We start from the raw sequence: 24,561 nt of genomic DNA on the forward strand, positions 1-24,561 counted from the left end.
CTGCATTGCCATGACTGAACCTTATGCCTCCACGTCGGCCTGGCCCGGCGACCTCAACCCGGCGCTGGCGCCTGAAAGCTTCCAGCGCCAGCGCATCCTGCTGCCGGAATGGACCCTGCTGCGCCAGGGCGCGGTGCGCGGCCACGCGGTGGTGGTGGAGGGCGGCCGCTTCACCGCGGTCGGCCCCGCCGAAGACGTCGCCGCGCGCTTTCCGCATCTGGAGACCCAGCCGCTGCCGCGCATGCTGCTGATGCCCGGCATGATCGACACCCATCACCACCTGACGCAGTCGTTCGGCAAGTCGCTGGTGTTCGGCGAGCCGTCGGAGATCTTCCGGCGCGTGTGGGTGCCGCTGGAGGGCAGCCTGAAGGCGGAGCACCTGTACCTGTCGTCCAAGCTGGCGGCGCTGGAAGCGCTGCGTGGCGGCTTTACCACCGTGGTCGACGCCGGCACGCGCAGCGACGCCGGGCTGGACGCGGTCGCGCGCGCGGTCAGCGATGCCGGCGTGCGCTGCGTGCTGGGGCTGATCTGCAACGACAAGCCCGGCGCCGAAACGCTCGACGCCGCGCCCATCCTGCGCCGCGCCGCCGCGCACCTGGACCGCTACGCCGGCGATGCGCTGGTGGCGCCGTCGCTGGCGATCTCGATCCCCGAGGTGGCCTCGGACGCGATGCTGCATCACGTCTACCAGCTGTGCGCCGAGTCCGGCCGCATCTTCCAGACCCATGCCAACGAGCACCTGGTGGCGGTGGAGCGCTCGCTCAACGCGTGCGGGCGCCGGCCGATCGAGCACCTCGCCGCGATCGGCGCACTCGGGCCGGCCGCCTTGCTGGCGCACGCCACGCTGGTGACGCCGCAGGAGATCCGGCTGCTGGCCGACAGCGGCGCCGCGGTGGCTTACAACCCCGTCGCCAGCGCCTGGAAGGGCAACGCGGTGGCGCCCGCCGAGACCATGGCCACCTTCGGCGTGCGCCTCGGCCTGGGCACCGACGGCACCCGCAGCGACGGCTTCCGCCTGCTGGACTATGCCGAGGCCGCGCAGCGCTTTGCCTTCGGCATCGGCGTGGGCGACTCGTCCTGCGGCGCGGGCTGGCGCTGGGTCGACATGGCCACGCACGACGCGGCCGACGTGGCCGGGCTGGGCGCGCTCACCGGCGAGATCGCCGCCGGCAAGCGCGCCGACTTCCTGCTGGTCGACCTCGACGTGCCGGAACTGACGCCGTCGTGGGACCTGACCTGGGAGCTGGTGCGGCTGGCCAACCGCGACCAGATCCGCGCGGTCTTCGTCGACGGCAACCTGCGCCTGTGGCAGGGCTGGCCCACCGACTGGGACGCGCGCGCGCTGATGCGCGACATCCATGCCATGGCCGGGCACACCGTTGCCGGCGCGCCGATCCGCAAGCTGCATGACGCCGCGGACGTGCACCGCGCCCGCCATGCCGGCTCGGGGGCGGCATGAGCATGGACATGACCTTGTTCAGCGTCGGCGTGGCCGTGTTTACCGGTGCGCTGGTCCAGGGCGCCACCGGCATGGGCTTTGCGCTGATCGTGGTGCCGGTGCTGGCGCTGGCCGCGCCGGCGATGCTGCCGGGCGCGCTGCTGCTGGCGATGCTGCCGCTCAACGCCTACGTGGCCTGGCGCGAGCGCCACGCCATCGATATGCGCGGGGCCGGCTGGATCAGCGCCGGACGCGTGGCCGGCACCTTCGGCGGCCTGTGGGTGCTGGTGGCGATGCCGATGGCGTGGCTCAACGCGCTGGTCGGCGGCAGCACCATCGCCGCGGCGGTGGTGTCGTTGCTGGCGCCGGCGTTCTCGCCGGGGCGGCTGACCTTTGCCTCCACCGGCCTGATCACCGGCGTGACCGAGACCGCCACCGGCGTGGGCGGCCCGCCGCTGGCGCTGGCCTACCAGCACGCGCCGGTGGCGACGCTGCGCGCCACCGTGGCGCTGTGCTTCCTGGTGGGCGAGGTGATCTCGCTGGTGGTGCTGGCGCTGGGCGGCCGGCTCGGCATGGAGCAGGTGTTCTACGCCGCCGGCCTGCTGCCGGTGCTCGGCGTCGGCATGGTCGCCAGCCACCTGGTGCACAAGCGCATCAACCAGCGCATGCTGCGCATCGGCGTGCTGGTGTTCGCGCTGGTGTCCGGCGCGGTGGTGCTGTTGCGCGGCTAGTCTTCCGGCGTGGACGAGGCCCGCACCACCAGTTCGGGCGCGGGGCCGGCAATCACATTGCGGCCGCGCTCGCCCGACAGGTGCGCGAACAGCAGTTCCACCGCCAGCGACGCGACCCGTTCCAGGTGCAGGTTGACCGCGGTCAGCGGCGGCTGCGCGCTGCGCGCGCGGATGCCGTCGTAGCGCGTCACCACCAGCACATCGTCGGGCACGCGCTTGCCCAGCCCTTGCAGGTGCGCCATGGCGCCGACCGCGAAGGCGTCCACCGGCGCGCACAGCGCATCCAGGCCCGGCATCTGCGCCAGCAGTTGCGCGCAGGCCTCGGCGCCCGCGGCTTCGCCATGTTCCTCGGCCGCCTTGACGACATGGCAGGGCAGCCCCAGCGCCTGCGTGAACTCGCGGTAGGCGCGTTCCGTTTCGACATACGACTGCCGCGGCGCCGCGCCGATCATCAGGCCGATCCGGCGCCGCCCATGGCCGTGCAGGTGTTCCAGCAGCAGGCGCGCGGTCGCGGCGGACTGCAGGTCCACGCAAGGCACCGGGGTCTCGGTCAGCGGCTCGCGCCCGATCGACACGATGCTGACGCCGCGCTCGCGCAGCCGCGCGATATGCGGGTCGCCGGCAATCGGCTCGATCACGATGGCACCGTCGATATCGAGCGTATCGAGCAGCCCGCCGGCGCCTTCGAGCGGCGGCACCAGCACCACGCCCAGGCCGCGCCCCATGGCCGCCTCGGCGGCGATCGCCGCCACCTCCATCATGAAGCCCAGCCGCGAGGTGCCGCCCGCCACCGCGAACGGCATCGACGACAGCAGCGCAATGCAGTTGGCGCGCCCCGACTGCAGCCGCTGCGCGCGCACGCTGGGCCGGTAGCCCAGCTCCGCGGCCACGCGCTTGACGCGCGCGCGCGTGGCCGGGTCCAGCACGCCGCGGTCGTTCAGCGCGTGCGAGACCGTGGTCAGCGACACGCCGGCGGCGCGGGCGACGTCGTGGATGGTGAGGCGGCGGGGGCGGTCGGGCGTGGAATCGGTCATGCCGGGTTTGAGCTGGGAATCAGCCGGAGCATACATCAGCGGACATGGGCGGTCAGCGGCGAGCGCCCTGCCTGGCCGGCGCCGACGACAATTCCTTCCAGTGCTCGCGCGTGAAGGCGTAGAGCGTCTCGAGCGCCGGCGACAGCGAGCGCGCGGCCATGCGCGCGATGCCGTAGCGGCCGCACCGGCGCGGGTCGGGTGGCATCGGCACTTCCGCCATCAGCCCCGCGGCTCGTTCCTGCCGGGTGATGGACAACACGCCGAACAGCAGGGTGTCGGTGGCCAGCGTCACGCTGCGCAGCATGTCGAGGTTGTCGCAGTGCAGGGTGAAGAGCTTGTCGGGTGCGGCCTCGGGGCCCCATAGCTCGGCCAGCTGGCGGCTGACGATGGTGCTGAGCGTGGTGGTCGCCACCGGGTAGGCGCGGATCGTCTCGATATCGATGCGGCGCTTGCGCAGGATCGGATGGCCGGCGCGGCACACCAGCCCGGCGGGCAGCTCGCCCAGCGGCTCCAGCTCGATGTCGTCGGCGGCGCGCAGCACGTAGGCGTCGCCGACGATGGCGTCGATGGTCTCGCGCCGCAGCGCGTCGAGCAGCGCGCTGGTAGCGCCGGTCTCGGTGCGCACCTTGATGCGCGGGTGCGCCTGCGCCATGTGGATCAGGAACGGCGTCAGCAGCAGCGCGGCAGGCGCGGGCGCCACGCCGATCGTCAGCGAGCCTTCCTCGCCCCCGCGCAGCAGCTCCAGGTCGCGGCGCAGCTGGCGTTCTTCCAGCCGCATGCGGCGCGCGCGGTCGGCCACCAGTTCGCCGAACACTGTCAGGCGCGCGCGCCGCGCGCCGCGGTCGAACAGCGGCGCCTTCAGCTCGTGCTCCAGCGCGCGGATACTGCGGCTCAGCGCCGGTTGGGTCAGGTGCACGGCGCGTGCGGCTTCGGAAAAGGTGCCGTGCTCGACGATGGCAAGCAGGTGCAGAAGTTTCTGGGTGTCCATGCGGAATCCCATGCGTGTCAGTTATGGGAGCGGTTCGATATTTGCATTTGAATCATACATCGGCGCTCCCTATGATGACCGGAACACAAGAGCGGCCCGGTGACAGCACACACACGGCGCCCGCCATCCACCGTCCAACGGAAACCGGAGACATCATGCTCAAGCTGTTTATCGGCCTCGGCCTGCCATACATCGGCGTCATCGGGCTGCTGCCCTGGGTGGCGACCGTCGAGCGCTTCGTGCTCGGCGTGCCCTTTATCTACGCCTGGATCTTTGCCTGGTTCGTCCTGACGTCGGGCTGCATGCTGGCGTGCTGGCTGCTGTACGACCGCCATGCCGCCGACGCGGCGCATGAAGCGTGAGGGAGAGCAGCCATGACCACAGCGGTATTCCTTGGCTTTATCGTCTTCTCGCTCTATCTCGCCATCCGCTCGAAGAAGGGCCACGGTGCGCAGAGCGTGCATGACTTCTTCGTCGCCTCGCGGCAGTTCGGCGCCTACCTGGTGTTTTTCCTCGCGGCCGGCGAGATCTACAGCATCGGCACCATGGTGGGCTTTCCCGGCGGCATCTATGCCAAGGGCCCGACGTATGGCGTCTGGTTCCTCGGCTACATCCTGCTGGCTTACCCGCTCGGCTATTTCCTCGGGCCGAAGATCTGGCAGGCCGGCGCGCGCTACAACGCGATCACGCTGCCGGACCTGTTCAAGGGCCACTACGGCAGCCGTGCGCTGGAACTGATCGTGGCGGGCTCTTCGATCCTGTTCCTGCTGCCCTGGGGCCAGTTGCAGTTCACCGGACTGGTGGCGGCGCTCAAGGGGCTGGGCTGGGAGTTCGATCCCGTCTACCTGGTGCTGATCTCGGCGGCGCTGGCCTTCACCTACATCGCCATCTCCGGCGTGCGTGCGTCGGCCTACATCGCCATCCTGAAAGACATCCTGATGGTGGTGGCGATCGTCGCCACCGGCGTCGCGGTCGGCTGGAAGGCCGGCGTGGGCGATGTCTTCCATGCCGCCAGCCTGCAGGTCAGCAACCAGATGAGCGACACGCAGCTGCGCTTCTCGATGAGCACCATGCTGTTCCAGGCGCTGGGCTTCTACGTGATGCCGTTCGCGGTGCAGAACTTCTTCACAGCCAGGAGCGCCAACACCATCCGCCGCACGCAGGTGGCGATGCCGCTGTATATGCTGATGTACCCGTTCCTGGTGCTGGCGTCGTACTACGCGATCAGCCAGAACCTGCAGCTGGCCTCGCCCAATGAAGCCTTCTTCGCGGCGGCGGTGCGCTTGCTGCCGGACTGGCTGCTCGGCCTGGTGACCGCGGGCGCCGCGCTGTCGGGGCTGCTGGTGCTGGCCGGCATCTGCCTGGCGATCGGCCCGATCGTCACGCGCAACCTGCTGCCGGGCATGCCCGAGCAGCGCCAGAAGCAGGGCGCCAAGGTGGTGATCGTGGTGTACCTGGTGTTGTCGATTGCGATGACGCTGGCCACGCCCAACCTGATGCTGACGCTGATCAACACCACCTACTACGGCGTGACGCAGTTCTTTCCCGGCGTCATCGTGATCCTGTTCTCGCTGAAGGTGCGACCGATGGCGATCGCGCTCGGCATCCTGAGCGGGCAGGGGCTGGCGATCGCGCTGTACGCGCAGCAGGCCGATTTCGGCGGCATCAACCTCGGCCTGGTCAGCCTTGCGGTCAACCTGCTGGTGACCGTGGTGGCGAACTACGCGCCGCGCCTGGCACGCGTGCAGCCGGCCTGATCCTTGCGACTCATGCAACAAGCGATGACCCATAACGACACGGCGCGCACGCAGGTATTCGTGGCGCGCAAGATCCTCACGATGGAAGCGGCGCAGCCGGAAGCGACTCATGTCGCGGCACGCAATGGCCAGATCCTTGCAGTCGGCGGCGCTGCGGAAATGGCGCCATGGCCCGACGCGGTGGTAGTCGACACCTTCCGCGACAAGGTGCTGATGCCCGGCATGGTCGAAGGCCACTGCCACCTGATGGAAGGCGCGATGTGGGACGCGGTCTACGTCGGCTACTTCGACCGCCGCGACCCCGATGGCAGGCTTTGGCGCGGGCTGCGCACGCTGGACGAAGTCATCGGGCGCCTTGCCGATGCGGCCAGCAAGTTGAAAGACCCCGACACGCCGCTGCTGGCGTGGGGTTTCGACCCGATCTACTTCGGCACCGCACGGCTGTCGGTGCGAGAGCTGGATCGCGTATCGACGACGCGGCCGGTGGTGGTGATGCATGCCAGCGTGCATCTGATGAACGTCAATTCGCCGATGCTGGCGCGGGCCGGCATCGACGAAGACACCGACATCGACGGCGTGCACAAGGATGCGGGCGGCAAGCCCACCGGCGAGCTGCAGGAGTTCGCGGCGATGTTCCCGGTGCAGCGCGTAATCGGCCGCGGCCTGTCGCTGGCTGCGGCGGAGGACGCGGAGGCGGTGCGCCGCTTCGGGCGCGTGGCACAGCTGGCGGGCGTGACCACCGCTACGGACCTGGTCAACGACTTGTCGGCCAGGGGCCTGGAAACACTGCGCGCGGTGACGTCGGATGACGGCTTCCCGCTGCGCATGGTGCCCGCCTTCGCGCCGCAGCGCGACGCACAGGGCGGGCCCGCACGCGTACAGCAGGCCGTCGCCGCTGGCTCCGACAAGCTCCACTTCGGTCCGGTCAAGTTCATCGTCGACGGCTCGATCCAGGGCTTTACCGCGCGGCTGCGCGCACCTGGCTACGCCGGCGGCCAGCCCAACGGCTTGTGGCTGATCCCGCCCGAGCAACTGCTGGACGCGTTCACGCCGTTCCACCTGGCCGGCCTGCCGCTGCATATCCACACCAACGGCGACGAAGCCACCGAGGTCGTGCTCGACACGCTGGAAGCGCTGCTGGCGCGCCATCCGCGCGCCGACCATCGCCACACCTTGCAGCACTGCCAGCTGGCCGATGCGGCGCAGCTGGCGCGGGCGAAGCGCCTCGGGCTGTGCATCAACTTCTTCGCCAACCACCTCTACTACTGGGGCGATGCCCATGCCACGCAGACCGTGGGCCCGGCACGTGCCGCGCGCATGAACCCGGCAGGCACCGCGCGGCGCCTCGGCATCCCGTTCGCGATCCATTCCGATGCGCCGATCACGCCGCTGAACCCGCTCTTCACTGCCTGGTGCGCGGTGCAGCGCCAGAGCGCCTCGGGCCGCGACATGGGCGAAGCCGAGCGGCTGACGGTGGCGGACGCGCTCCACGCGGTCACGATGGGCGCGGCTTACACGCTTGGGCTCGACCATCGCATCGGCAGCATCGCGCCCGGGAAGCTGGCCGACTTTGCCGTGCTGGAAGACGATCCCGCCAGCGTGGATCCGGCGCGGCTCAAGGACGTGCGGGTGTGGGGCACGGTGCTGGGCGGCCGCGTGTTCGAGGCGCCTGCGCGATGAGCGCCCGGCTTCCGATTCCGCTGGTGGTCGTCGGCGGCTACCTCGGCGCGGGCAAGACCACGCTGCTGAACCGGTTGCTGGCCAATGCGCAAGGGCTGCGCATTGCCGTGCTGGTGAACGACTTCGGCGAGATCAATATCGACGCCGCGCTGATCCGCACGCGCAGCGACGATGTGATCCAGCTGGAGAATGGTTGCGTGTGCTGTTCCATCGGTGGCCGGCTGGCCGAGGCCATGCTGGCAATCGCCGACCGCGACGCGCGGCCCGATCTGCTGGTGATCGAGGCCAGCGGCGTGTCGGACCCGCAGCGCATCGCGCAGATCGGCCTGCTCGATCCGGCGTTCCGGCTCAACGCGGTGCTGGTGGCGGTGGATGCCGCGGCCGTGCACGACAGCCTGGGCGACCCGCTGGTCGGCGAGATGGTGCGGCAGCAGATCGCGGGAGCATCGGTGGTGGCGCTGACCAAGACCGACCTGTGCGCTGCCGGTGGCGCTGCGGCAACGAACAGGACCGTCGGTACGCTTGCGCCGCGCGCCACGGTGCTGGAAGCGTGCGATGGCGAGCTGCCTTTGTCAGTCTTTATCGACGCAGCCATGCCGACACCGGCCGGCACCGGCGTGCTGCAGTCGCATGCCGGCTGGCACCGGCCTGCGCTACATGCCGGCATCCGTAGCATCGCCTACCGGACCGGCCGCGCCTTCGACAAGGCGCGGCTGCGACAGGCACTGTTGAAGCTGCCCGTGCGGCTGCTGCGCGCGAAGGGCCTGGTCAGGCTGGCGGCCGATCCGCGGCTGCACGAGGTACACGTGGTCGGGGGCAGGATGCGGATGCGGTCCATGCCGCACGGCGAAGCCGGCGATTTCGGTGGATTCGGCGAATTCAGCGACTCCGCGCTGGTCTTCATCGGCGCCTTCGATGCCGCGGGAGCGGATGCCATTTCCGCCAGCATGGAGTCTGCACTGGCCTGAGACAGAAGACGTCAGGCATGGAACTCGCACTATCCAAACGCCTCCGCATAAAGAGCCACCAGCCAGTCGACGAACACGCGCACGCGCGGAGACAGCTGCCTGTGATGCGGATACAGTGCCGACACCGGCAGGTCCGGGCTGGGCCAGTCGCTCAGTACCTCGACGAGTAGCCCCTCGCGCAAGGCGTCGTCGACGTGGAAGCGCGGCACCTGGATCAGTCCGCAGCCGCGCAGGGCGGCGGTGACATAGTTCTCGGCATCATTGACGGACATCCACCCTCCCAGTGAAAAGGCCTGGAGTTGCCCATTGACGTGCAGCTCCAGCGGATAGCCGGCCGCGCCGCTACGCGAGAAGAATTTCACGACTTCGTGCCGGGAGAGCTGGTCGGGATGTTGCGGCGTGCCGAATGCTTTCAGGTAGGCGGGACTGGCGCACACTACCTGCGGCATGAGCGCCAGGCGCCGCGCCACCAGTGAAGAATCCCGCGGCGTGCCCGCGCGGATGACGCAATCGACGCCTTCCCTTACCAGATCCACCAGCCGGTCGCCGCCGGATACCACCAGATCGATGCGCGGATACCGCTCCCGGAATTCGTCGATTCGCGCCAGCACGATCTTCGTTGCGTGGGTCCCGTGCATGTCGACACGCAACACCCCGCGCGGATTCGCCGCCACGTGCTGCAGAGACGACTCGGCGTCGTCGAGTTCAGCCAGCAGGTGGACGCAGCGCTCGTAGAACGCCTGGCCGTCGAGTGTCGGCCTGACCTGCCGCGTCGTGCGTTCGAGCAGCCGGACCCCGAGCCGCGTCTCGAGCGCCTTGATGGCATGGGTGGCAGTGGCGCGCGGGATGTCGAGCGCGGCGGCGGCGTGGCTGAAGCTGCCCAATTCGACGATGCGGGTGAACAGTTGCAGGGAATCGAAGCGGTCCACGGGAAGGCAATTATTGTTGAGGCTGGTTGAATTGATATGGCGATTCTGCACCATTTATCTAATCGGGGCGAACAACCACAATTGGCTTCAACGGCATGTCGCCTTGTCCCTCCCGGAGCCTTCCCATGAACACCCTGACTACGAACACCACCAAAGCGGCCCTTGTCACCGGCGGATCGCGCGGCATAGGCCGGGCCGTGGCCCTGCGTCTCGCGGCCGACGGCTTTGCCGTCGCGGTCGGCTACGCCGGCCATGTGGCGCACGCCCGCGACACCGTCGCGGCGATCGAAGCGGCCGGCGGCCGGGCCATTGCGATCCAGGGCGATGTCGGAAGCCCCGATGATGTGGCCCGTCTCTTTGCGCAGACCAAGGCGGCATTCGGCGGCATCGACGTGGTCGCCAACTGCGCCGGCGTGATGCCGCTGGCACCGATCGCGCCCGGCAGCCTGGCCGACTTTGACAAGGTCATTGCGACCAACCTGCGCGGCACGTTCCTGGTGCTGGCGCAAGCGGCCGAAAACGTCGGCGCGGGTGGGCGGATCATTGCGGTGTCGACCAGCGTCATCGCCAAGTCATTGCCGTCCTATGGGCCGTACATTGCGTCCAAGGCCGGCGTGGAGGGGCTGGTCCGCGTACTGGCCAACGAGCTGCGCGGGCGCGGCATCACCGTCAATGCCGTGGCGCCGGGGCCGGTGGCCACCGAGCTGTTTCTCGATGGCAAGAGTGCGCAGCAGATCGGCCAGATCGCGCGGCTCGCTCCGCTCGAACGGCTCGGGACGCCCGAGGATATCGGTCGCGTCGTATCGTTCCTTGCCGGCGAGGATGGTGGCTGGATCAACGGGCAGGTGCTGCGCGCAAACGGGGGATTCGCATAAGCCGCCGCGCCGCACCCCTGCAATCCTCGTGGCGCACGTCAGGTATGGAACTCGCCGGTGGGAGCGTCCGAAGCAGGCGGCCGCTCCCAGCCGCTGCGCTCGAATTCCGCGATCACCTGCGCGCCGAGCAACAGTAGCGTCGCCGCGATCTCCAGGCTCAGCAACACCACGATCGCCGTGGTGAGCGAGCCATAGACCCGCCCCACCTGCGACAGCGTGGTGAAGTACCACACCAGCGCATGGCGCGAGATCTCCCACAGCACCGCGGCAAGCACCGCGCCGCACAGGGCATGCCGCAAGGACAGCCGGCCGACCGGCATCACCATGTAGATCGACGTCAGCATCAGGATCTCGCCGAGGAACCCGAGCAGGTAAAGCAGCGTGGTGGAAAGCCGGTCGAGCGACCATTCATGGCCCAGCACTTCCACGTGCCGTTGGCCGATCGCGATCAGCCCGCCAGAGACCACTGTCACCAGCAGCAGCCCCAGGCTCAGCACCGCGATATAGCAGTAAGGCAGCACCGCCGAGATCAGGAAATGCCGGCGCCGGATCGCGACGCGATGGACGAAGATCACCGACATGGCGTTTTCCAGCACCGTGAACGCCAGCGAACTGAAGAACAGCATCGTGCCGAGCAAGACCCAGCCGACCGTGGCGCGGGTGCGCAGGAACGACGCCAGCTCGGGCACCAGCGCGCGGGACTGTCCGGGCACGACCCACTCGAGGTAGCGCGCCAGCGTCGACAGCAACAGCTGCGGGTCGATCACATGCGACAGCGCGATCACCATCAGGATCAGCAACGGCACGATCGACAGCAGCGCGTAGTAGGCCACCGCTCCGGCCAGCAACAGGCCCTGGTTGGCGCGGAACTGGACCAGCGTGCGCCACAGGAAGCGCCCCGGATGACGGAGCAGGTCGCGGACGCGGGCGTCGAGAAGCTGCATGGCGGGCACCGGAGAGTGCAGGTGCCGACATTATGCGTCGGCGGGCGCCCAAGTGCCCGGCCCGCGGTGCCGCGACGCCCGCGCCGCGTCGGCTTGCGCCGCGCGAAGTCAGACCTTGACGTCGATGGTCTGGCCCAGGTTTGGCGGGTTGCTGGCCGCGACCGGCTGGGGCATGGCCTGCAGCAGTGCAGCCACGCCTTGTGCCTGCATGTCCAGCGACTTGCGCAGCATCAGCAGGCTTACCGGATCGGCGCCCGGATCGCCAGCCAGGCCGGCGGTAACGTTGGAGATTTCCATGAAGAGGGTTTCCTTGGCGAAGGTCGGGAGAGACGGCGGGATGACCGCCAACACCCAATGACGGCCGCGGCCGCCCAACCTTGAGCGCCGCGGGCACGGGCGACATTCCTACGGGTTATCCCCCTAAGCCAGCGGCGGTTATCCCCCTAAGCCAGCGGCGCCTCCGCCGGCACCTGCTGCGCCCCCGCCGCCCGCCGCAGGCAATCCAGCATCGCCGCCACCGCGGCACGCGATTCGCCGTCCGCGCGCCAGTACATCGACACCGATCCGAACCCGGCCAGCCGCAGCGGCACGATGCGCAGCGCGCCCAGTTCTTCCAGCCGGCGCGCGGTACGGTGCGAGGCCAGCCCGATCATGTCGCTGTTGTTGAACAGGGTCAGGTTGAGCACGGTGGAATTGCTTTCCACGCAGTCCGCAGGCAGCGCGCGCCCGGCGCTGGCGAGCGCGCCCTCCAGCGCATTGCGGATCGGCGTGCCGCGCGGCCATACCACCCAGCGGTGGCGGTACAGGTCGTCCCACGCCACCTTGCCGCCCTGCAGCAGCGGGTGCCGCGGCCGCGCGACGAAGTGGATCGGCTCCATGTAGAGCGATTCGGTGCGCATCTGCGCATCCTGCAGCTCCGGCGCGGAGCGGCCCACCACGATATCGAGCTCGCTGCGCGCGAGCTGGGTCATGAGCCGGTCCATGGTGGTTTCCAGCAGCCGCACGCTGGCGCGCGGCATGCGCTGCATCAGCTGCAGCGCGGCCAGCGGCACGGTGTCCGCCGCCGATGCCCCCGAGGTGCCCACCACCACGATGCCGCTGCCGCCGTCGCGCATGGCCTGCAGGTCGTCGCGGGCGGTATCGAGCTGGGCCTCGATCCGGCGCGCGTGCTCGATCAGCGACTCGCCGTAGGGCGTGGGCCGCAGGCCGCGCGCCTGGCGCTCGAACAGCGGCAGGCCGATATCGTCCTCGAGGTCCTTCAGCCACTTGGAAAGCCCGGGCTGGGTGGTGTTCAGCATGGCGGCGGACTGGCTCATGTTGCCGGTCTCGGCCAGGCTCAGCAGCATCTGCAGGTTGCGCAGGCGCAGTCTCTGGGTCCAATCCATGGGGCGTGACCTATACGGTAAATCGTATCGATAAGATGAAAACTTCATTTCAGATCTTATAGGCCGGGGCGTATAACGACAACACAGACGGTGCGCAGCGATGCAGGCACCCACCCAAAGCGCTCCCGAACGCCTTGTACAAAGTTATGGAGACAGCATGTCCGAGCACACCCCAGACCCGGCCCGCCAGGCCTACTACGAAGACATCGGCCGCAGCCACATGACCCCGTTGTGGGAGTCGCTGCACGCCCTGGTGCCGCCGCAGCCGCGGCCGCAGATCGTTCCCGCGATCTGGAAGTACGCGCAGATCCGCCCGCTGGTGATGCAGGCCGGCGGCATCATCAGCGCCGAGGAGGCGGTGCGCCGCGTGCTGGTGCTGGAGAACCCCGGCATCCCCGGCAGGTCCAGCATCACCTCGACGCTGTACGCCGGCCTGCAGCTGATCCTGCCGGGCGAGATCGCGCCCAGCCACCGCCATACGCAGTCGGCACTGCGCTTTATCGTCGAAGGCAAGGGCGCGTGGACCGCCGTCAACGGCGAGCGCGCCACCATGCATCCCGGCGATTTCATCATCACGCCGTCGTGGACCTGGCACGACCATGGCAACCCGTCGGTCGAGCAGGGCGGCGAGCCGGTGGTGTGGCTGGACGGCCTCGACATCCCCATGGTGCAGCAGTTCGACGCCGGCTTTGCCGAGAACTACCCCGAATCGCAGCAGCCGGTGACCCGCGCCGAGGGCGACAGCTTTGCCCGCTTCGGCCACAACATGGTGCCGGTGCGGCACCGCGTGACCGATCCCACGTCGCCGGTGTTCAGCTACCCGTACGCGCGCTCGCGCGAGGCGCTGGACCAGCTCTACCGCAACGGCGAGCTCGATCCCTGGGACGGCGTCAAGCTGCGCTACGTCAACCCGGCCACCGGCGGCTGGCCGATGCCGACCATCGCCAGCTTCATGCAGTACCTGCCGGCGGGCTTCCAGGGCAAGACCTACCGCAGCACCGACGCCACCGTGTACAGCGTGGTGGAGGGGCGCGGCACGGTGCGCATCGGCGATGCGCAGTTCCAGTTCGAGCCGCGCGACGTGTTCGTGGCGCCGTCGTGGGCGCCGGTGCAGCTGGGCGCGCTGGAGGATGCCGTGCTGTTCAGCTATTCCGACCGGCCGGTGCTGTCCGCGCTGAACCTGCTGCGCGAAGCGCGCACCTGAGCCCGCAACCCCGACCAAGCCGCTGCCCGGCGGTGCCATCCGGTACTGCCGGGCCGGCGCTTACCTGCCAAATCACTGGAAGCCTCACCATGTCTTACGTTTTCACGCCTCCCGCCACCGTTGCGATTCCCGTTGCCGGCAGCGATGACCAGTTCGCCGTGCGCCGCGTCTACTGCGTCGGCCGCAACTACGCCGCCCACGCCCGCGAAATGGGCTTCGATCCCGAGCGCGAACCGCCGTTCTTCTTCTGCAAGCCCGCCGACGCCATCGTCCCGGTGCAGGCCGGCACCACGCTCGAGCTGCCGTACCCCGCGCAAACGCAGAACTATCACTACGAGGCCGAGCTGGTCGCCGTGATCGGCAAGGGCGGCTCGGATATTCCCGCCGGGCAGGCGCTGGAGCACGTGTGGGGCTACGCCGTCGGCCTCGACATGACGCGCCGCGACCTGCAGATGAAGATGCGCGAGATGGGCCGCCCGTGGGAAATCGGCAAGGCCTTCGACGCCTCGGCGCCGGTCGGCCCGATCCACCGCGCCAGCGTTATCGGCCACCCGCAGCGGGCCGGCATCTGGCTGACGGTCAATGGCGAAACCCGGCAGCGCAGCGACGTATCACACCTGATCTGGTCGGTGGCCGAGACCGTGGCGTATCTTTCGCAGTTCTTCCGCCTCGAACCGGGCGACGTCATCTTCACCGGCACGCCCGAGGGCGTGGGCGCGGTCAAGGCCGGCGACACCATGGTCACCGGCGTCGACGGCCTGGGCGAACTGACCGTGCGCGTGGTCTGAACCAGGCAAGCCCGATCATGCAGCTCTACAGCTTCTTCAACAGCTCGACGTCGTACCGCGTGCGCATCGCGCTGGCCCTCAAGGGTTTGCCGTACGACTACCTCGGCGTCAATATCCGCACCGGCCAGCATCGCCACGCCGAGTATGTCGATGGCATCAACCCGTCCGCCTCCGTGCCCGCGCTGGTCGATGGCGATTTCACGCTGGGGCAGTCGTTCGCGATCATCGACTACCTGGATGCGCGCCATCCCGAGCCGCGCCTGCTGCCTCAGGACCCTGAGCAGCGCGCGCGCGTGCTGGAGCTGTCGATGCTGGTCGGCTGCGATATCCACCCGGTCAACAACCTGCGCGTGCTGCGCTACCTGCAGGACACGCTGAAGGTCACGCCCGAGCAGAAAGACGCCTGGTACCGCCACTGGGTCGACGAGGGCATGGCCGGCGTCGAACGGCTGCTGGCGCGCCACGGCCATGGCAAGTGGTGCTTCGGCAATGCCCCCACGCTGGCCGACGTTACGCTGGTGCCGCAGGTGGCCAACGCGCTGCGCATGGGCTGCGAGCTGGATCGCTACGAGCGGGCGATGGCCGTCTTCACCCACGCCAGCGCCCATCCCGCCTTCGCCCAGGCCGCGCCCGCGCGCCAGCCGGACTACATCGCCTGACGCCAGCGGCGCAGGCAGGAGACAGCAATGAGCAACACCCGCAACACGACCGGCAAGGTCCTGATCATCGGCGGCGGCATCGGCGGCCTGGCCGCGGCGCTGGCGCTGGCACGCCAGGGCATCCGCATCGAACTGCTGGAGCAGGCCGGGCAGATTGGCGAGATCGGCGCCGGCATCCAGCTGGCCGCCAATGCGTTTGCCGCGCTCGACGCGCTGGGCGTGGGCGAGGCCGCGCGCGGCCGTGCGGTCTTTACCGACTACCTGAGCCTGCGCGACGCCATCGACACCAGCGTGATCGCGCAGGTCGATGTCGGGCAGGCGTACCGCGAGCGCTTCGGCAACCCGTACGCGGTGATCCATCGCGCCGACATCCACCTGTCGATCCTGGAGGCGGTGCAGGACCACCCGCTGATCACCTTCCGCACCAGCACCCGCGTGGAGCAGCTGCTGCAGGACCAGCACGGCGTGACCGTGGTCGACCAGCATGGCGGGCACCACCGCGGCGACGCGGTGATCGGCTGCGACGGCGTCAAGTCCGCGATCCGCCAGGCGCTGATCGGCGATGACGCGCGCGTGACCGGGCACGTGGTCTACCGCGCCGTGGTCGACGTGGCCGACATGCCGCGGGACCTGCAGGTCAACGCACCCGTGGTGTGGGCCGGCCCGCACTGCCACCTGGTGCATTACCCGCTGCGCGGCGGCCAGCAGTACAACCTGGTGGTGACCTTCCACAGCCGCGAGCAGGAAACCTGGGGCGTGCGCGACGGCAGCAAGGAAGAAGTGCTGTCGTACTTCGCGGGCATCCACCCGCTGCCGCACCAGATGCTGGACCGCCCGACCTCATGGAAGCGCTGGGCCACCGCCGACCGCGACCCGGTCGAGCGCTGGAGCTTCGGCCGCGCCACGCTGCTTGGCGATGCCGCGCACCCGATGACCCAGTACGTGGCGCAGGGCGCCTGCCAGGCGCTGGAGGATGCCGTGACGCTGGGCGCGGCGGTCAAAGCCGCGGCTGGCGACTACGCCGCCGCCTTCAACCTGTACGAGCAGGCCCGCATCCCGCGCACCGCGCGCGTGCTCTATGCCGCGCGCGACATGGGCCGCGTCTACCACGCGAAGGGGGTCGACCGCCTGGTGCGCAACAGCCTGTGGACCGGCCGCACGCAGGCGCAGTTTTACGATGCGCTGCAATGGCTGCATGGCTGGCGTGCCGACAGGTGCCTGAGCCCCACGCCGTGGCTGTAGATCACTGAACGCGCCTTTCTTTCCGCGCTGAGAACCTCGCGTCGTAAATCCTGACAGCGAGCCGGCGGCCGACGAAGCCGCCGGCCCAATCGCGCCCTAAATCTGGCAACAAGGAGGAGACACCATGCCTGCCAGCCAACCGCTCAACGTCACCGCGTTCATCGACCGCCAGCCGCTCTCGGCGTTCCAGGTGACCATCGTCGTACTGTGCTTCCTGATCGTCGCCGTCGATGGCTTCGATACCGCCGCGATCGGCTTTATCGCGCCCGCCATCCGCGCGCAATGGCAGCTGACGCCGGCCCAGCTGGCGCCGCTGTTCGGCGCCGGGCTGGGTGGCCTGATGGCCGGCGCCTTCCTGTTCGGCCCGCTGGCGGACCGGTTCGGCCGCAAGAGCGTGCTGGTGCTGTCGGTGCTGTGCTTCGGCGCGGCCAGCCTGGCGTCGGCGTGGTCGCCGGACCTGTGGACGCTGGTGCTGCTGCGCTTCGTCACCGGCCTGGGGCTGGGCGGGGCCATGCCCAATGCCATCACGCTGACCTCGGAGTTCTGCCCGGAGAAGCGGCGTTCGTTCCTGGTCACGACCATGTTCTGCGGCTTCACGCTGGGCTCGGCCCTGGGCGGGCTGGCCTCGGCCGGGCTGATCGACGCCTTCGGCTGGCGCTCGGTGCTGGTGGCGGGCGGCGTGCTGCCGCTGCTGCTGGCGGTGGCGCTGGTGTGGCTGCTGCCGGAATCGGTGCGCTACCTGGTGATGACCGGCAAGTCGCGCGAGCATATCGTTGCCACGTTGCAGAAGATCGCTCCGCATGAAGACCTGCGCGGCGCCACCTTTGCCGTCAGCGAGCAGCGCGCCGCCAGCTCGCCGGTGCGGCACCTGTTCAGGCCCGAGCTGCTGCGCGGCACGCTGCTGTTCTGGCTGACGTTCTTCATGAGCCTGCTGGTGATCTACCTGCTGTCGAGCTGGCTGCCGACGCTGCTGCGCGGCACCGGCCATTCGCTGCGCACCGCGGCGCTGGTGACGACCATGTTCCAGGTGGGCGGCACGGTCGGCGCGATCGCGCTGGGGTGGTTGATGGACCGGTTCAACCCGCACCATGTGCTGGCCACCAGTTACGCGCTGGCGGCGCTGGGCATTGCCGCGGTGGGCAGCGTTGCCGCCGAGCCGGTTGCCGCGGGCGTGGCGGTGTTCGTCGCGGGCTTCTGCGTCTCGGGCTCGCAGGTGGGCGCCAATGCGCTGTCGGCCAGCTTCTATCCGACCGACTGCCGCGCCACCGGCGTCAGCTGGGCCAACGGCGTGGGCCGGATGGGCTCGGTGGTGGGCTCGGTCGGCGGGGCGACCCTGCTGTCGATGGGCCTGGGCCTGCCCGCGTTGTTCGCTTTGATCGGCGTGCCGGCGCTGGTTGCCGGGCTGTCGATGTTCTCGCTGGGCGTGGTCAGGCGGGAGCGGCCGCAAGCGCGACTGGCTGTCTGAGGCTGCGCCTGCGCCGACATTCCCAAGGGTTATGGCTCTATTCCGAACAGAGGATTGTGGCCATGGCCGCTGGCCTGCAACATGGCGCCCGCGGCCTGCTGCGGCAGGCTGGCATCTGATCACAGAAGGCGGCGCAGCGCGTGTGCAGCCGCCTCGACAGCCATGGAGACAGCATGCAGGCGCAAGCGAAGTCGCGCGGGACGGGGTTCCGGCGCAGTCGGGGGTGGTGGACGGTGGTGCCGCTGGTGGCATTGATGGCGGCGCCGGCCGGCGTGGCGCTGGCGCAGGGCGCGGGCCAGCCCGCGGCAGTGGCCGAGAGCGAAGTCATGCAGGGCTTTCCGCCGCCGCCGGACAAGCAGGTCAGTCGCGGCACCGGCCTGCGCCCGCCCTATATGCGCTGGGCCTTCCGGCATGCGCGCGAGATGTCGCCCACCGTCGGTATCCGGCATGCGAGCCAGCCGCTGGCGCTGCCAGGCCAGGCGGCGCCGGAGCTGGACGCCGTCCGCTTTAGCGTTGCCGGCCAGACGGTGCAGGTGGCGGACTACCTGCGCGATACGCATACCGATGGCTTTATCGTGCTGCACCAGGGCCGGATCGTGTACGAGCGCTACCTGGCCGGCTTTGGCCCGCACCAGCCGCATATCTGGGCGTCGATGACCAAGTCCGTGACCGGGTTGCTGGCGGCGATGCTGGTCGAAGAGGGCAAGCTCGATCCGCAGGCGCGGCTGGCGCAGTACGTGCCCGAGCTGGCCGGCAACCCGTTCGGCGAGGCCACGGTGCAGCAGAACCTGGACATGGAGGTGCCGGTGGGTTATCCGCAGGCACTGCCGCCGGACCTGGGGCTGTTTGGTGCCGTGGGCATCGTGCCGCGCAAGCCCGATGCGCCCGACACCATCTACGACTTCCTCAAGGTCGTGCACGCCACCGGCACCGCGGGCGAAGGCCCGGAGGGCGGCGTCTGGTATTACCAGAACGGCTCGCCGGAAGCGGTGGCATGGGCGCTGCGCCGCATCACCGGCAAGCGCTGGGCGGACCTCGTCACCGAGCGGCTGTGGTCGCGCTTTGCCGATGACGATGCCTACACCCAGGTAGACCGCCAGGGCACTGAAATGGCCAGCGGCGGCATGAACTCGACGCTGCGCGATGCCGCCCGCTTCGCCGAGACCGTGCGCCGCGCCGCGGCCGGCGATGCCACGCTCGGCATTTCGCCGAAGGCGGTGCGGATTGCGCTGCAGCCGGCCAGCAACCAGTCCCGCTTCGCGCGCGGCAACACCACCGCGGGCCGCGATGGCTACGGCTACCGCAACTACTGGTTCCAGCGCAACGACGGCGACGGCAGCATCGAGGCCGGCGGCCGCTTCGGCCAGAAGATCTACATCAATCCTGCCCGTGAGCTGACCGTGGTGAAGTTCTCGGCCAGCCCCGACGGCGCCGCGCGCGCGACCAGCGCCGCCGCCGTGCGCAAGCGCGACGATCCGGCGCGCGCGCTGGAGTCCTCCGAGGCCATGGTGGCGGCGGCGCACGCCCTGCTGCGCGCGGCCAGCCGCTGATCCTCGCCGGGGCCGCCCGGCAAATTCCCCCGGCACCGAGTTTCCCCGCACGCCGCCAGGCCGTGCGCGGGGAACCTGCGCGCCTGCGGCGCGGCCGGCTGCGCACGCCGGTCGACCTCCGCCATCCAGCCACGGCGCTTCTGCCGTGGCGATGACCAAACAGAACGAAGGAGCGAGACATGAAGACGAGGCTTTACCCGCTGATGCTGCCAACGGCGCTGGCCATGCTGGCCATGCCGGGGGCTGGCGCGCACGCCAGCGTGACGCTGTATGGCGTGGCGGATGCCAATATCGAATACGTCAACCACCTGTCGGCCACGTTGCCGACGCAGGCGGGCTTTCCCGGGCCGGGCCAGAGCCGCGTGGCGCTGGGCTCCGGCGGCCTGTCGGGCTCGCGCTGGGGCTTGCGCGGCACCGAGGACCTGGGCGGCGCGCTGAAGGCCTTGTTCGTGCTGGAGAACGGCTTCGGCATCGACGACGGCCGGCAGACGCAATCCGGCCGGCTGTTCGGCCGCCAGGCCTTTGTCGGGCTGCTGAGCGAGCGTGCCGGCCGCCTTACCTTCGGGCGCCAGTACACGGCCATCTTCGACGCCTTTTCCAACTTCTCGCCCAGCGGCTATTCCACCCAGTACGAGCCGATCGCGGCACAGCTGGGTCTGGATTTCCGCTCGGACAACACCGTCAAGTACACGGGCACCTTCGGCGCGGTAACCGCCATCGGCAATTATTCATTCGGCAATGGCGTGCTCGGCGCCGGCGAAAACGCCGGGCAATCGCGCCGGGATACCGGCTATGGTGCCGGCCTGAACTACTTCGCCGGCGGCTTCGGCGCGGCGCTGGCGTTCAACCGATTCAATCCGACGCTCGGGACCGGCGGCGCGGTCGGCAACTTCCGCAAGGCCGGCGCCGCGCTCAGCTATCGCGCCGGGCCGGTCAAGCTGATGGGCGGCTATCGCTGGGGCCTCAACAAGGCGGCCAACGGCGCCACCATCGTGCGCGACGATTACTACTGGGCCGGCGTGAACTACCGCGCCACGTCGGCGCTGGACCTGACGCTGGCGTTCTACTACGACGACGTCAAGGCGCTTGCCGGCCGCAATGTGAAGAACCCCTGGCAGGTCAGCTTGATCGCCGACTACAGCCTGTCGCGGCGCACCGACGTCTACCTGACCACGGCCTACGTGCAGCATGCCGGCATCAATTTCGATACCTCGGCGGTGAGCTTTGCCAACGGCTATTTCCTCGGCAGCGGCCATCGCAGCATGACCGCGGTGGCGGTGGGGATGCGGCACCGGTTCTGATTGGGACCGTGCGGCCGGCCCGGTATCGCCAGGCCAGGCCGCAGTCGCTCAGGCCAGCGGCAGCTTCAGCACCTGCTCGGTGCTCAGGATATCGCCGAAGGCGTCGTCGAGCGCGGCCAGCGCGGCGCGGTGCAGGTCCTGGTGCGACACCGTGCCGGCCGCGGTTTCGAGGTCGCGCGTGGCGCAGGCGTCGGCCGCCACGATCACGCCGTATCCCAGCGGCACCGCGTCGCGCGCCGCGCCGGTGACGCAGGCGTGGGTCATCAGCCCGGTAATGATCAGGGTCTTGATGCCGGCCGCCTTGAGGCGCTGGTCCAGGTCGGTGGTGGGGAAGGCGCTGACCGAAGTCTTCTGCACCACGGTGTGGTGCGGCGCCGGCTGCAGGTCGCCGTGGAACGCCACGGTGGCGCCGTGTTCGGCGAAGACCGGGCTGCCCGCCGGCGTGACATGCTGGATGTGGAACACGGGCATGCCGGCGGCATCCGCGTGGTCGACCAGGCGCTGCGCGTTGCCAAGGGCAGCCGGCCCGTCGGGGATCGGCAGCTTGCCGCTGAAATACTCGTTCTGGAAGTCGATGACCAGCACGGCGGTGCTGGCGGCTTCGATGGCGGTGCGCGCCGGTGCGCCGGCGATGGTGCGTAGGGTCGGGTGGTGCATGATGGTCCTCGTCGACAGGGAAGTAGTGGGCGGTGCCAGTGGCGGCCGCTGCGTTCGCCGCAGGCGCGGCATGGAGCGTAGTTTCCGGCGCCGCCGGCAGCGCCGGAAGTGGCCCGATGGACAACATCCGATAGAATCGGGCCAAACCACGTCAACGTGGCCATGCGGGGCCGTCTTCCAAACCGCCCTAACCAAGCCTCCGACCCAGAGAGATTGCGATGCACACCGTCGCGGTGATTGCCTTCGAAGGCATCAGCCCCTTCCACCTGTCCGTGCCCTGCATCGTCTTTGGCGACGACCTCGACCGCCTGGGCGTGCCGCGCTACCGCTTGCTGATCTGCGGGGAGACGCCGGGATTGATTGCCACCATGTCGGGCTTCCGCATCGAGGTGGAACACGACCTGTCGGTGCTGGAGCAGGCCGATACCGTGATCATGCCGGCGTGGCGGGACCCGGGCGAGCGCGCGCCGCAAGCGCTGCTCGACGCGCTGCGGGCCGCCAGCGCGCGCGGCGCGCGCATCGCCGGCCTGTGCCTGGGCACCTTCGTGGTGGCCGAGGCCGGCCTGCTGGACGGCCGCACCGCGGCCACGCACTGGGCCTGGGCCGACGACTTCGCGCAGCGCTATCCGCGGGTGCGGCTCGACCGCGATTCGCTTTATATCGACGATGGTGTGATCCTGACCTCGGCCGGCACCGCCGCCGCGCTCGACTGCTGCCTGCACCTGGTGCGGCGCGACCATGGCGCCGAGGTGGCCAACCGGGTGGCGCGCCGCATGGTGGTGGCGCCGCACCGGCACGGCGGCCAGGCGCAATACATCGAGCACCCGCTGCCGCAGGCGGACGGCGCCGACCGGCTCAGCCTGACGCTGGACTGGGCCATCGCGCACCTGGCCGAGCCGCTGACGCTCGACACGCTGGCCGAGAAGGCCGGCATGAGCCGGCGCAATTTCACGCGGCGCTTCAAGGAGAAGACCGGCACCACCGTGACGCAGTGGCTGCTGAACCACCGCCTGACGGCGGCGCGGCGTTTGCTTGAGACCACCGACAAGGGCGTCGACCTGGTGGCCGAGCTGGTCGGCTTCGGCTCGGCCGTTTCGCTGCGCCAGCATTTCACCCAGGCGCTGGCGGTGTCGCCGTCGGCCTACCGCAAGCAGTTCGGCACCGCGCTGCCGCGCCAGCGCGCCGGCTGAGCCGTTGCTCTTGCCGGCGCGCCGATGCCGGCCAGCGCCGGCTCACATGTCGTGGTGATGCCGGTGCGACCCGCCGAACAGCCGCGCGCCCAGCACCACGCCGATCCCGAGCGCCATCGCCAGCGCACGCACTGGGTTGGCGTGGACGAACGATTCAGTGCGCTCGAGGCCGGTTTCCCACTCGTTCTTGACGCGTCCTTTTACGTGCCGGGCAACCTCCGCGGACTTGGCCGCGAGTTCCGTCGCTGCGCTGCCCGACCTGGCGGCAAGTTGGACGAACTCCGCCTTGGCCTGCTCGAGGTTATCGCCGGACAACGTGGGCAGGCGATCGATCAGCCGGTCCAGCTCGCGCGCCAGGTCCTGCGATGCCGATGATCGTGCCGACGTGTCTCTCCACGACGCGCCGGTGCGCGTCTCCGAACCCGATACCGAAGACATGCGCGTCTCCTGCTGGCGCAGGCCCGATGTGCTGGTGGGCGTGCTTGTCGTTTCCGTCTGTTCCATGGTGCGCCTCCGCATTGAAGTATCCATGGCGCACCGGGTGAACCCGGCGCGCCACGGGAGGGCGGTGCACCTTTCGTGCCGGGCGCTGGCTGCCGGCGTGACCGCCTCCGCGCCATGCCGGACGGGGCGCCACCGCGGCGCATCGACGGCGCACCCGCATGCCGCATTACAAAGTCAGGCAGATTTGCGCGCCGAGATTGCGCGGCGCACCCGCCAGCGCAGCACGGCGCGGCGCGCGGGATCGCCGGGGCGCACAAAAACGCGCAGCGCGGCTTGGCATGGCGGTTGCATCGTCAAGGGTGTCGTACTCTGCAAGCAGGAGGGCATCATGGCACATCAAATTCCACGGCCAGAGGAAGGGCCGCACGTACCCGAGGTGCCGCCGGCCGATCCCTCGCGCAAGAGCGAAGAGCAGCTTCCGCCGCGGCACGACGATGACCTTGGCAAGCCACCGCGGCAGCCGGGACAGGAGGACCTGCGCCGGCAGTCGTCCTGGTCGATGCAGCAATAGCTTCTGCCTGATAGGGTTCTGCCCCACAGCGTCTATGCTGGACCGGTGTGCGACACGCCCCATCGCGGGTGCGTGGAGCGCGCCACCCGGCGCGCATATCGCCACACACGTACCTGAGGAGGCATGTCGATGCGTGTAATGGTGATCGTCAAGGCAACCAGCGAGTCGGAAGCCGGCAAGATGCCCGGCACCGAGCTGCTGGCAGCGATTGGCAACTTCAACGAAGAACTGGTCAAGGCCGGCATCATGCTGGCGGGCGAGGGCCTGCAGCCCAGCGCCAAGGGCAAGCGCGTGCGCTTCTCGGGCAGCCAGCGCACCGTGACCGATGGGCCCTTTGCGCGACCGGAAGAGCTCGTTGCCGGTTTCTGGCTGTGGCAGGTCAAGTCCATGGACGAGGCGGTGGAATGGGTCAAGCGCTGTCCCAATCCCATGGAAGGCGAATCCGACATCGAGATCCGGCCATTGTTCGAACTTGAGGACTTTGGCGCGGAACTGACGCCGGAACTCCGGGAGCAGGAGGAACGGCTGCGCGAGCAGGCCGCGCGCACGGCCAGGTCCCAGCAAGGCTGAATCGGCGTTACGCAGAGAGAGACGGCGGTCACACGCGAGTGTGAACCGCCGTTTGCGCTGAGTGGAGCGAGGGCGGCGTGCAGCTGTCGCATTGGAACGATTGGCGCCGCGCGGGAACGAAACAGGACAGGCGTGCGAAGCGGCCATCGCCGCATGGCGAAAAGCCGTGCCCGGCACGCGATCTTCCAGGA

At 69.3% G+C, this 24,561-nt stretch carries 25 protein-coding genes; 17 read left to right on the top strand and 8 right to left on the bottom strand.

The genetic code is table 11. The annotated features are described in order from the left end of the window. The first annotated feature begins 10 nt into the window (after positions 1-10). Entirely contained in the window at positions 11-1,459 is a 1,449-nt protein-coding gene (locus AC3FMM_RS17625) for an amidohydrolase family protein (RefSeq protein ID WP_488687183.1), read from the top strand. 2 nt (positions 1,460-1,461) lie between these two features. Then, positions 1,462-2,169, top strand: a complete 708-nt coding sequence (locus tag AC3FMM_RS17630; RefSeq protein ID WP_115712826.1) for a sulfite exporter TauE/SafE family protein — start codon at positions 1,462-1,464, stop codon at positions 2,167-2,169. Here the strand turns inward: AC3FMM_RS17630 and AC3FMM_RS17635 are convergent. Both AC3FMM_RS17635 and AC3FMM_RS17640 read right to left on the bottom strand, forming a co-directional pair. Further along, the gene (locus AC3FMM_RS17635) at positions 2,166-3,203 is read right to left on the bottom strand and encodes a LacI family DNA-binding transcriptional regulator (protein ID WP_115712828.1); all 1,038 of its coding nucleotides are present in this window, start codon (positions 3,201-3,203) and stop codon (positions 2,166-2,168) included. The two genes, AC3FMM_RS17630 and AC3FMM_RS17635, sit on opposite strands and share 4 nt — an antisense overlap. Before the next feature lie 52 nt (positions 3,204-3,255). Further along, positions 3,256-4,191, bottom strand: coding sequence for a LysR family transcriptional regulator (locus tag AC3FMM_RS17640; protein ID WP_115712829.1), 936 nt, complete (start codon positions 4,189-4,191; stop codon positions 3,256-3,258). A 155-nt stretch (positions 4,192-4,346) separates the two neighbouring features. Here AC3FMM_RS17640 and AC3FMM_RS17645 point away from each other — a divergent pair, with 155 nt between their 5' ends. Genes AC3FMM_RS17645 through AC3FMM_RS17660 form a run of 4 tightly spaced genes read left to right on the top strand, consistent with a single transcriptional unit; the run spans position 4,347 to position 8,596 of the window. Beyond that, on the top strand, positions 4,347-4,553 hold the full coding sequence (locus tag AC3FMM_RS17645) for a DUF3311 domain-containing protein (protein ID WP_111521179.1): 207 nt from the start codon (positions 4,347-4,349) through the stop codon (positions 4,551-4,553). A gap of 12 nt (positions 4,554-4,565) precedes the next feature. After that, the gene (locus AC3FMM_RS17650; protein WP_115712831.1) at positions 4,566-5,948 is read left to right on the top strand and encodes a sodium:solute symporter family protein; all 1,383 of its coding nucleotides are present in this window, start codon (positions 4,566-4,568) and stop codon (positions 5,946-5,948) included. Between the two features lie 24 nt (positions 5,949-5,972). Beyond that, the gene (locus AC3FMM_RS17655; protein WP_488687184.1) at positions 5,973-7,628 is read left to right on the top strand and encodes an amidohydrolase; all 1,656 of its coding nucleotides are present in this window, start codon (positions 5,973-5,975) and stop codon (positions 7,626-7,628) included. Beyond that, the gene (locus AC3FMM_RS17660) at positions 7,625-8,596 is read left to right on the top strand and encodes a CobW family GTP-binding protein (protein ID WP_326347215.1); all 972 of its coding nucleotides are present in this window, start codon (positions 7,625-7,627) and stop codon (positions 8,594-8,596) included. The genes AC3FMM_RS17655 and AC3FMM_RS17660 overlap by 4 nt, the downstream gene beginning before the upstream one ends. A 29-nt stretch (positions 8,597-8,625) precedes the next feature. On the opposite strand, the gene AC3FMM_RS17665 is transcribed toward AC3FMM_RS17660, so the two are convergent. Further along, positions 8,626-9,525 (bottom strand): LysR family transcriptional regulator, encoded by a 900-nt coding sequence (locus AC3FMM_RS17665; protein WP_115712836.1) that lies wholly within the window; start codon positions 9,523-9,525, stop codon positions 8,626-8,628. Positions 9,526-9,650: 125 nt separating this feature from the next. Between AC3FMM_RS17665 and AC3FMM_RS17670 the strand changes: the two genes are divergently transcribed. Beyond that, positions 9,651-10,400, top strand: coding sequence for an SDR family oxidoreductase (locus AC3FMM_RS17670; protein WP_488687185.1), 750 nt, complete (start codon positions 9,651-9,653; stop codon positions 10,398-10,400). Positions 10,401-10,438: 38 nt separating this feature from the next. Here AC3FMM_RS17670 and AC3FMM_RS17675 read toward each other — a convergent pair whose 3' ends face one another. From AC3FMM_RS17675 to AC3FMM_RS17685, 3 genes are all read right to left on the bottom strand, one after another. Then, positions 10,439-11,344 (bottom strand): YihY/virulence factor BrkB family protein, encoded by a 906-nt coding sequence (locus AC3FMM_RS17675; RefSeq protein WP_115682850.1) that lies wholly within the window; start codon positions 11,342-11,344, stop codon positions 10,439-10,441. Between the two features lie 108 nt (positions 11,345-11,452). Then, positions 11,453-11,641 carry a YjfB family protein gene (locus tag AC3FMM_RS17680; protein WP_488687186.1) on the bottom strand — a complete coding sequence of 63 codons (189 nt, stop codon included), beginning with the start codon at positions 11,639-11,641 and terminating at the stop codon, positions 11,453-11,455. A gap of 146 nt (positions 11,642-11,787) precedes the next feature. Next, a complete protein-coding gene (locus tag AC3FMM_RS17685) occupies positions 11,788-12,729 on the bottom strand; it encodes a LysR family transcriptional regulator (RefSeq protein WP_115682848.1) in 942 nt (313 codons plus the stop codon). 157 nt (positions 12,730-12,886) lie between these two features. Between AC3FMM_RS17685 and gtdA the strand changes: the two genes are divergently transcribed. The 7 genes from gtdA to AC3FMM_RS17720 all read left to right on the top strand — a co-directional run bounded on the left by gtdA (position 12,887) and on the right by AC3FMM_RS17720 (position 20,938). Beyond that, a complete protein-coding gene (gene gtdA / locus AC3FMM_RS17690) occupies positions 12,887-13,933 on the top strand; it encodes a gentisate 1,2-dioxygenase (protein ID WP_115712844.1) in 1,047 nt (348 codons plus the stop codon). Between the two features lie 89 nt (positions 13,934-14,022). Next, positions 14,023-14,721 carry a fumarylacetoacetate hydrolase family protein gene (locus AC3FMM_RS17695; protein WP_473704888.1) on the top strand — a complete coding sequence of 233 codons (699 nt, stop codon included), beginning with the start codon at positions 14,023-14,025 and terminating at the stop codon, positions 14,719-14,721. Positions 14,722-14,738: 17 nt separating this feature from the next. Beyond that, complete coding sequence (gene maiA, locus AC3FMM_RS17700) at positions 14,739-15,380, top strand: maleylacetoacetate isomerase (RefSeq protein ID WP_115712848.1); 642 nt, start codon at positions 14,739-14,741, stop codon at positions 15,378-15,380. A 27-nt stretch (positions 15,381-15,407) separates the two neighbouring features. Beyond that, complete coding sequence (locus tag AC3FMM_RS17705) at positions 15,408-16,622, top strand: 3-hydroxybenzoate 6-monooxygenase (RefSeq protein ID WP_488687187.1); 1,215 nt, start codon at positions 15,408-15,410, stop codon at positions 16,620-16,622. 124 nt (positions 16,623-16,746) lie between these two features. Then, complete coding sequence (locus AC3FMM_RS17710; RefSeq protein ID WP_116314661.1) at positions 16,747-18,087, top strand: MFS transporter; 1,341 nt, start codon at positions 16,747-16,749, stop codon at positions 18,085-18,087. Positions 18,088-18,260: 173 nt separating this feature from the next. Next, complete coding sequence (locus AC3FMM_RS17715) at positions 18,261-19,637, top strand: serine hydrolase domain-containing protein (RefSeq protein WP_116314660.1); 1,377 nt, start codon at positions 18,261-18,263, stop codon at positions 19,635-19,637. A gap of 179 nt (positions 19,638-19,816) precedes the next feature. Further along, entirely contained in the window at positions 19,817-20,938 is a 1,122-nt protein-coding gene (locus AC3FMM_RS17720; protein ID WP_414248902.1) for a porin, read from the top strand. Between the two features lie 48 nt (positions 20,939-20,986). Here the strand turns inward: AC3FMM_RS17720 and AC3FMM_RS17725 are convergent, their stop codons facing one another. Next, a complete protein-coding gene (locus AC3FMM_RS17725) occupies positions 20,987-21,595 on the bottom strand; it encodes a cysteine hydrolase family protein (RefSeq protein WP_488687188.1) in 609 nt (202 codons plus the stop codon). Between the two features lie 218 nt (positions 21,596-21,813). Here AC3FMM_RS17725 and AC3FMM_RS17730 point away from each other — a divergent pair, with 218 nt between their 5' ends. Beyond that, a complete protein-coding gene (locus AC3FMM_RS17730) occupies positions 21,814-22,785 on the top strand; it encodes a GlxA family transcriptional regulator (protein ID WP_488687189.1) in 972 nt (323 codons plus the stop codon). Positions 22,786-22,827: 42 nt separating this feature from the next. On the opposite strand, the gene AC3FMM_RS17735 is transcribed toward AC3FMM_RS17730, so the two are convergent. Further along, complete coding sequence (locus AC3FMM_RS17735; protein WP_473704890.1) at positions 22,828-23,289, bottom strand: hypothetical protein; 462 nt, start codon at positions 23,287-23,289, stop codon at positions 22,828-22,830. Between the two features lie 328 nt (positions 23,290-23,617). Here AC3FMM_RS17735 and AC3FMM_RS17740 point away from each other — a divergent pair, with 328 nt between their 5' ends. Together AC3FMM_RS17740 and AC3FMM_RS17745 are read left to right on the top strand one after the other, a co-directional pair. Beyond that, positions 23,618-23,800 (top strand): hypothetical protein, encoded by a 183-nt coding sequence (locus tag AC3FMM_RS17740; RefSeq protein WP_147299332.1) that lies wholly within the window; start codon positions 23,618-23,620, stop codon positions 23,798-23,800. Between the two features lie 129 nt (positions 23,801-23,929). After that, positions 23,930-24,370 (top strand): YciI family protein, encoded by a 441-nt coding sequence (locus tag AC3FMM_RS17745; protein ID WP_488687259.1) that lies wholly within the window; start codon positions 23,930-23,932, stop codon positions 24,368-24,370. The last annotated feature ends 191 nt before the right edge of the window (positions 24,371-24,561 follow it).

Source organism: Cupriavidus sp. 207A1 (genome assembly GCF_057798955.1).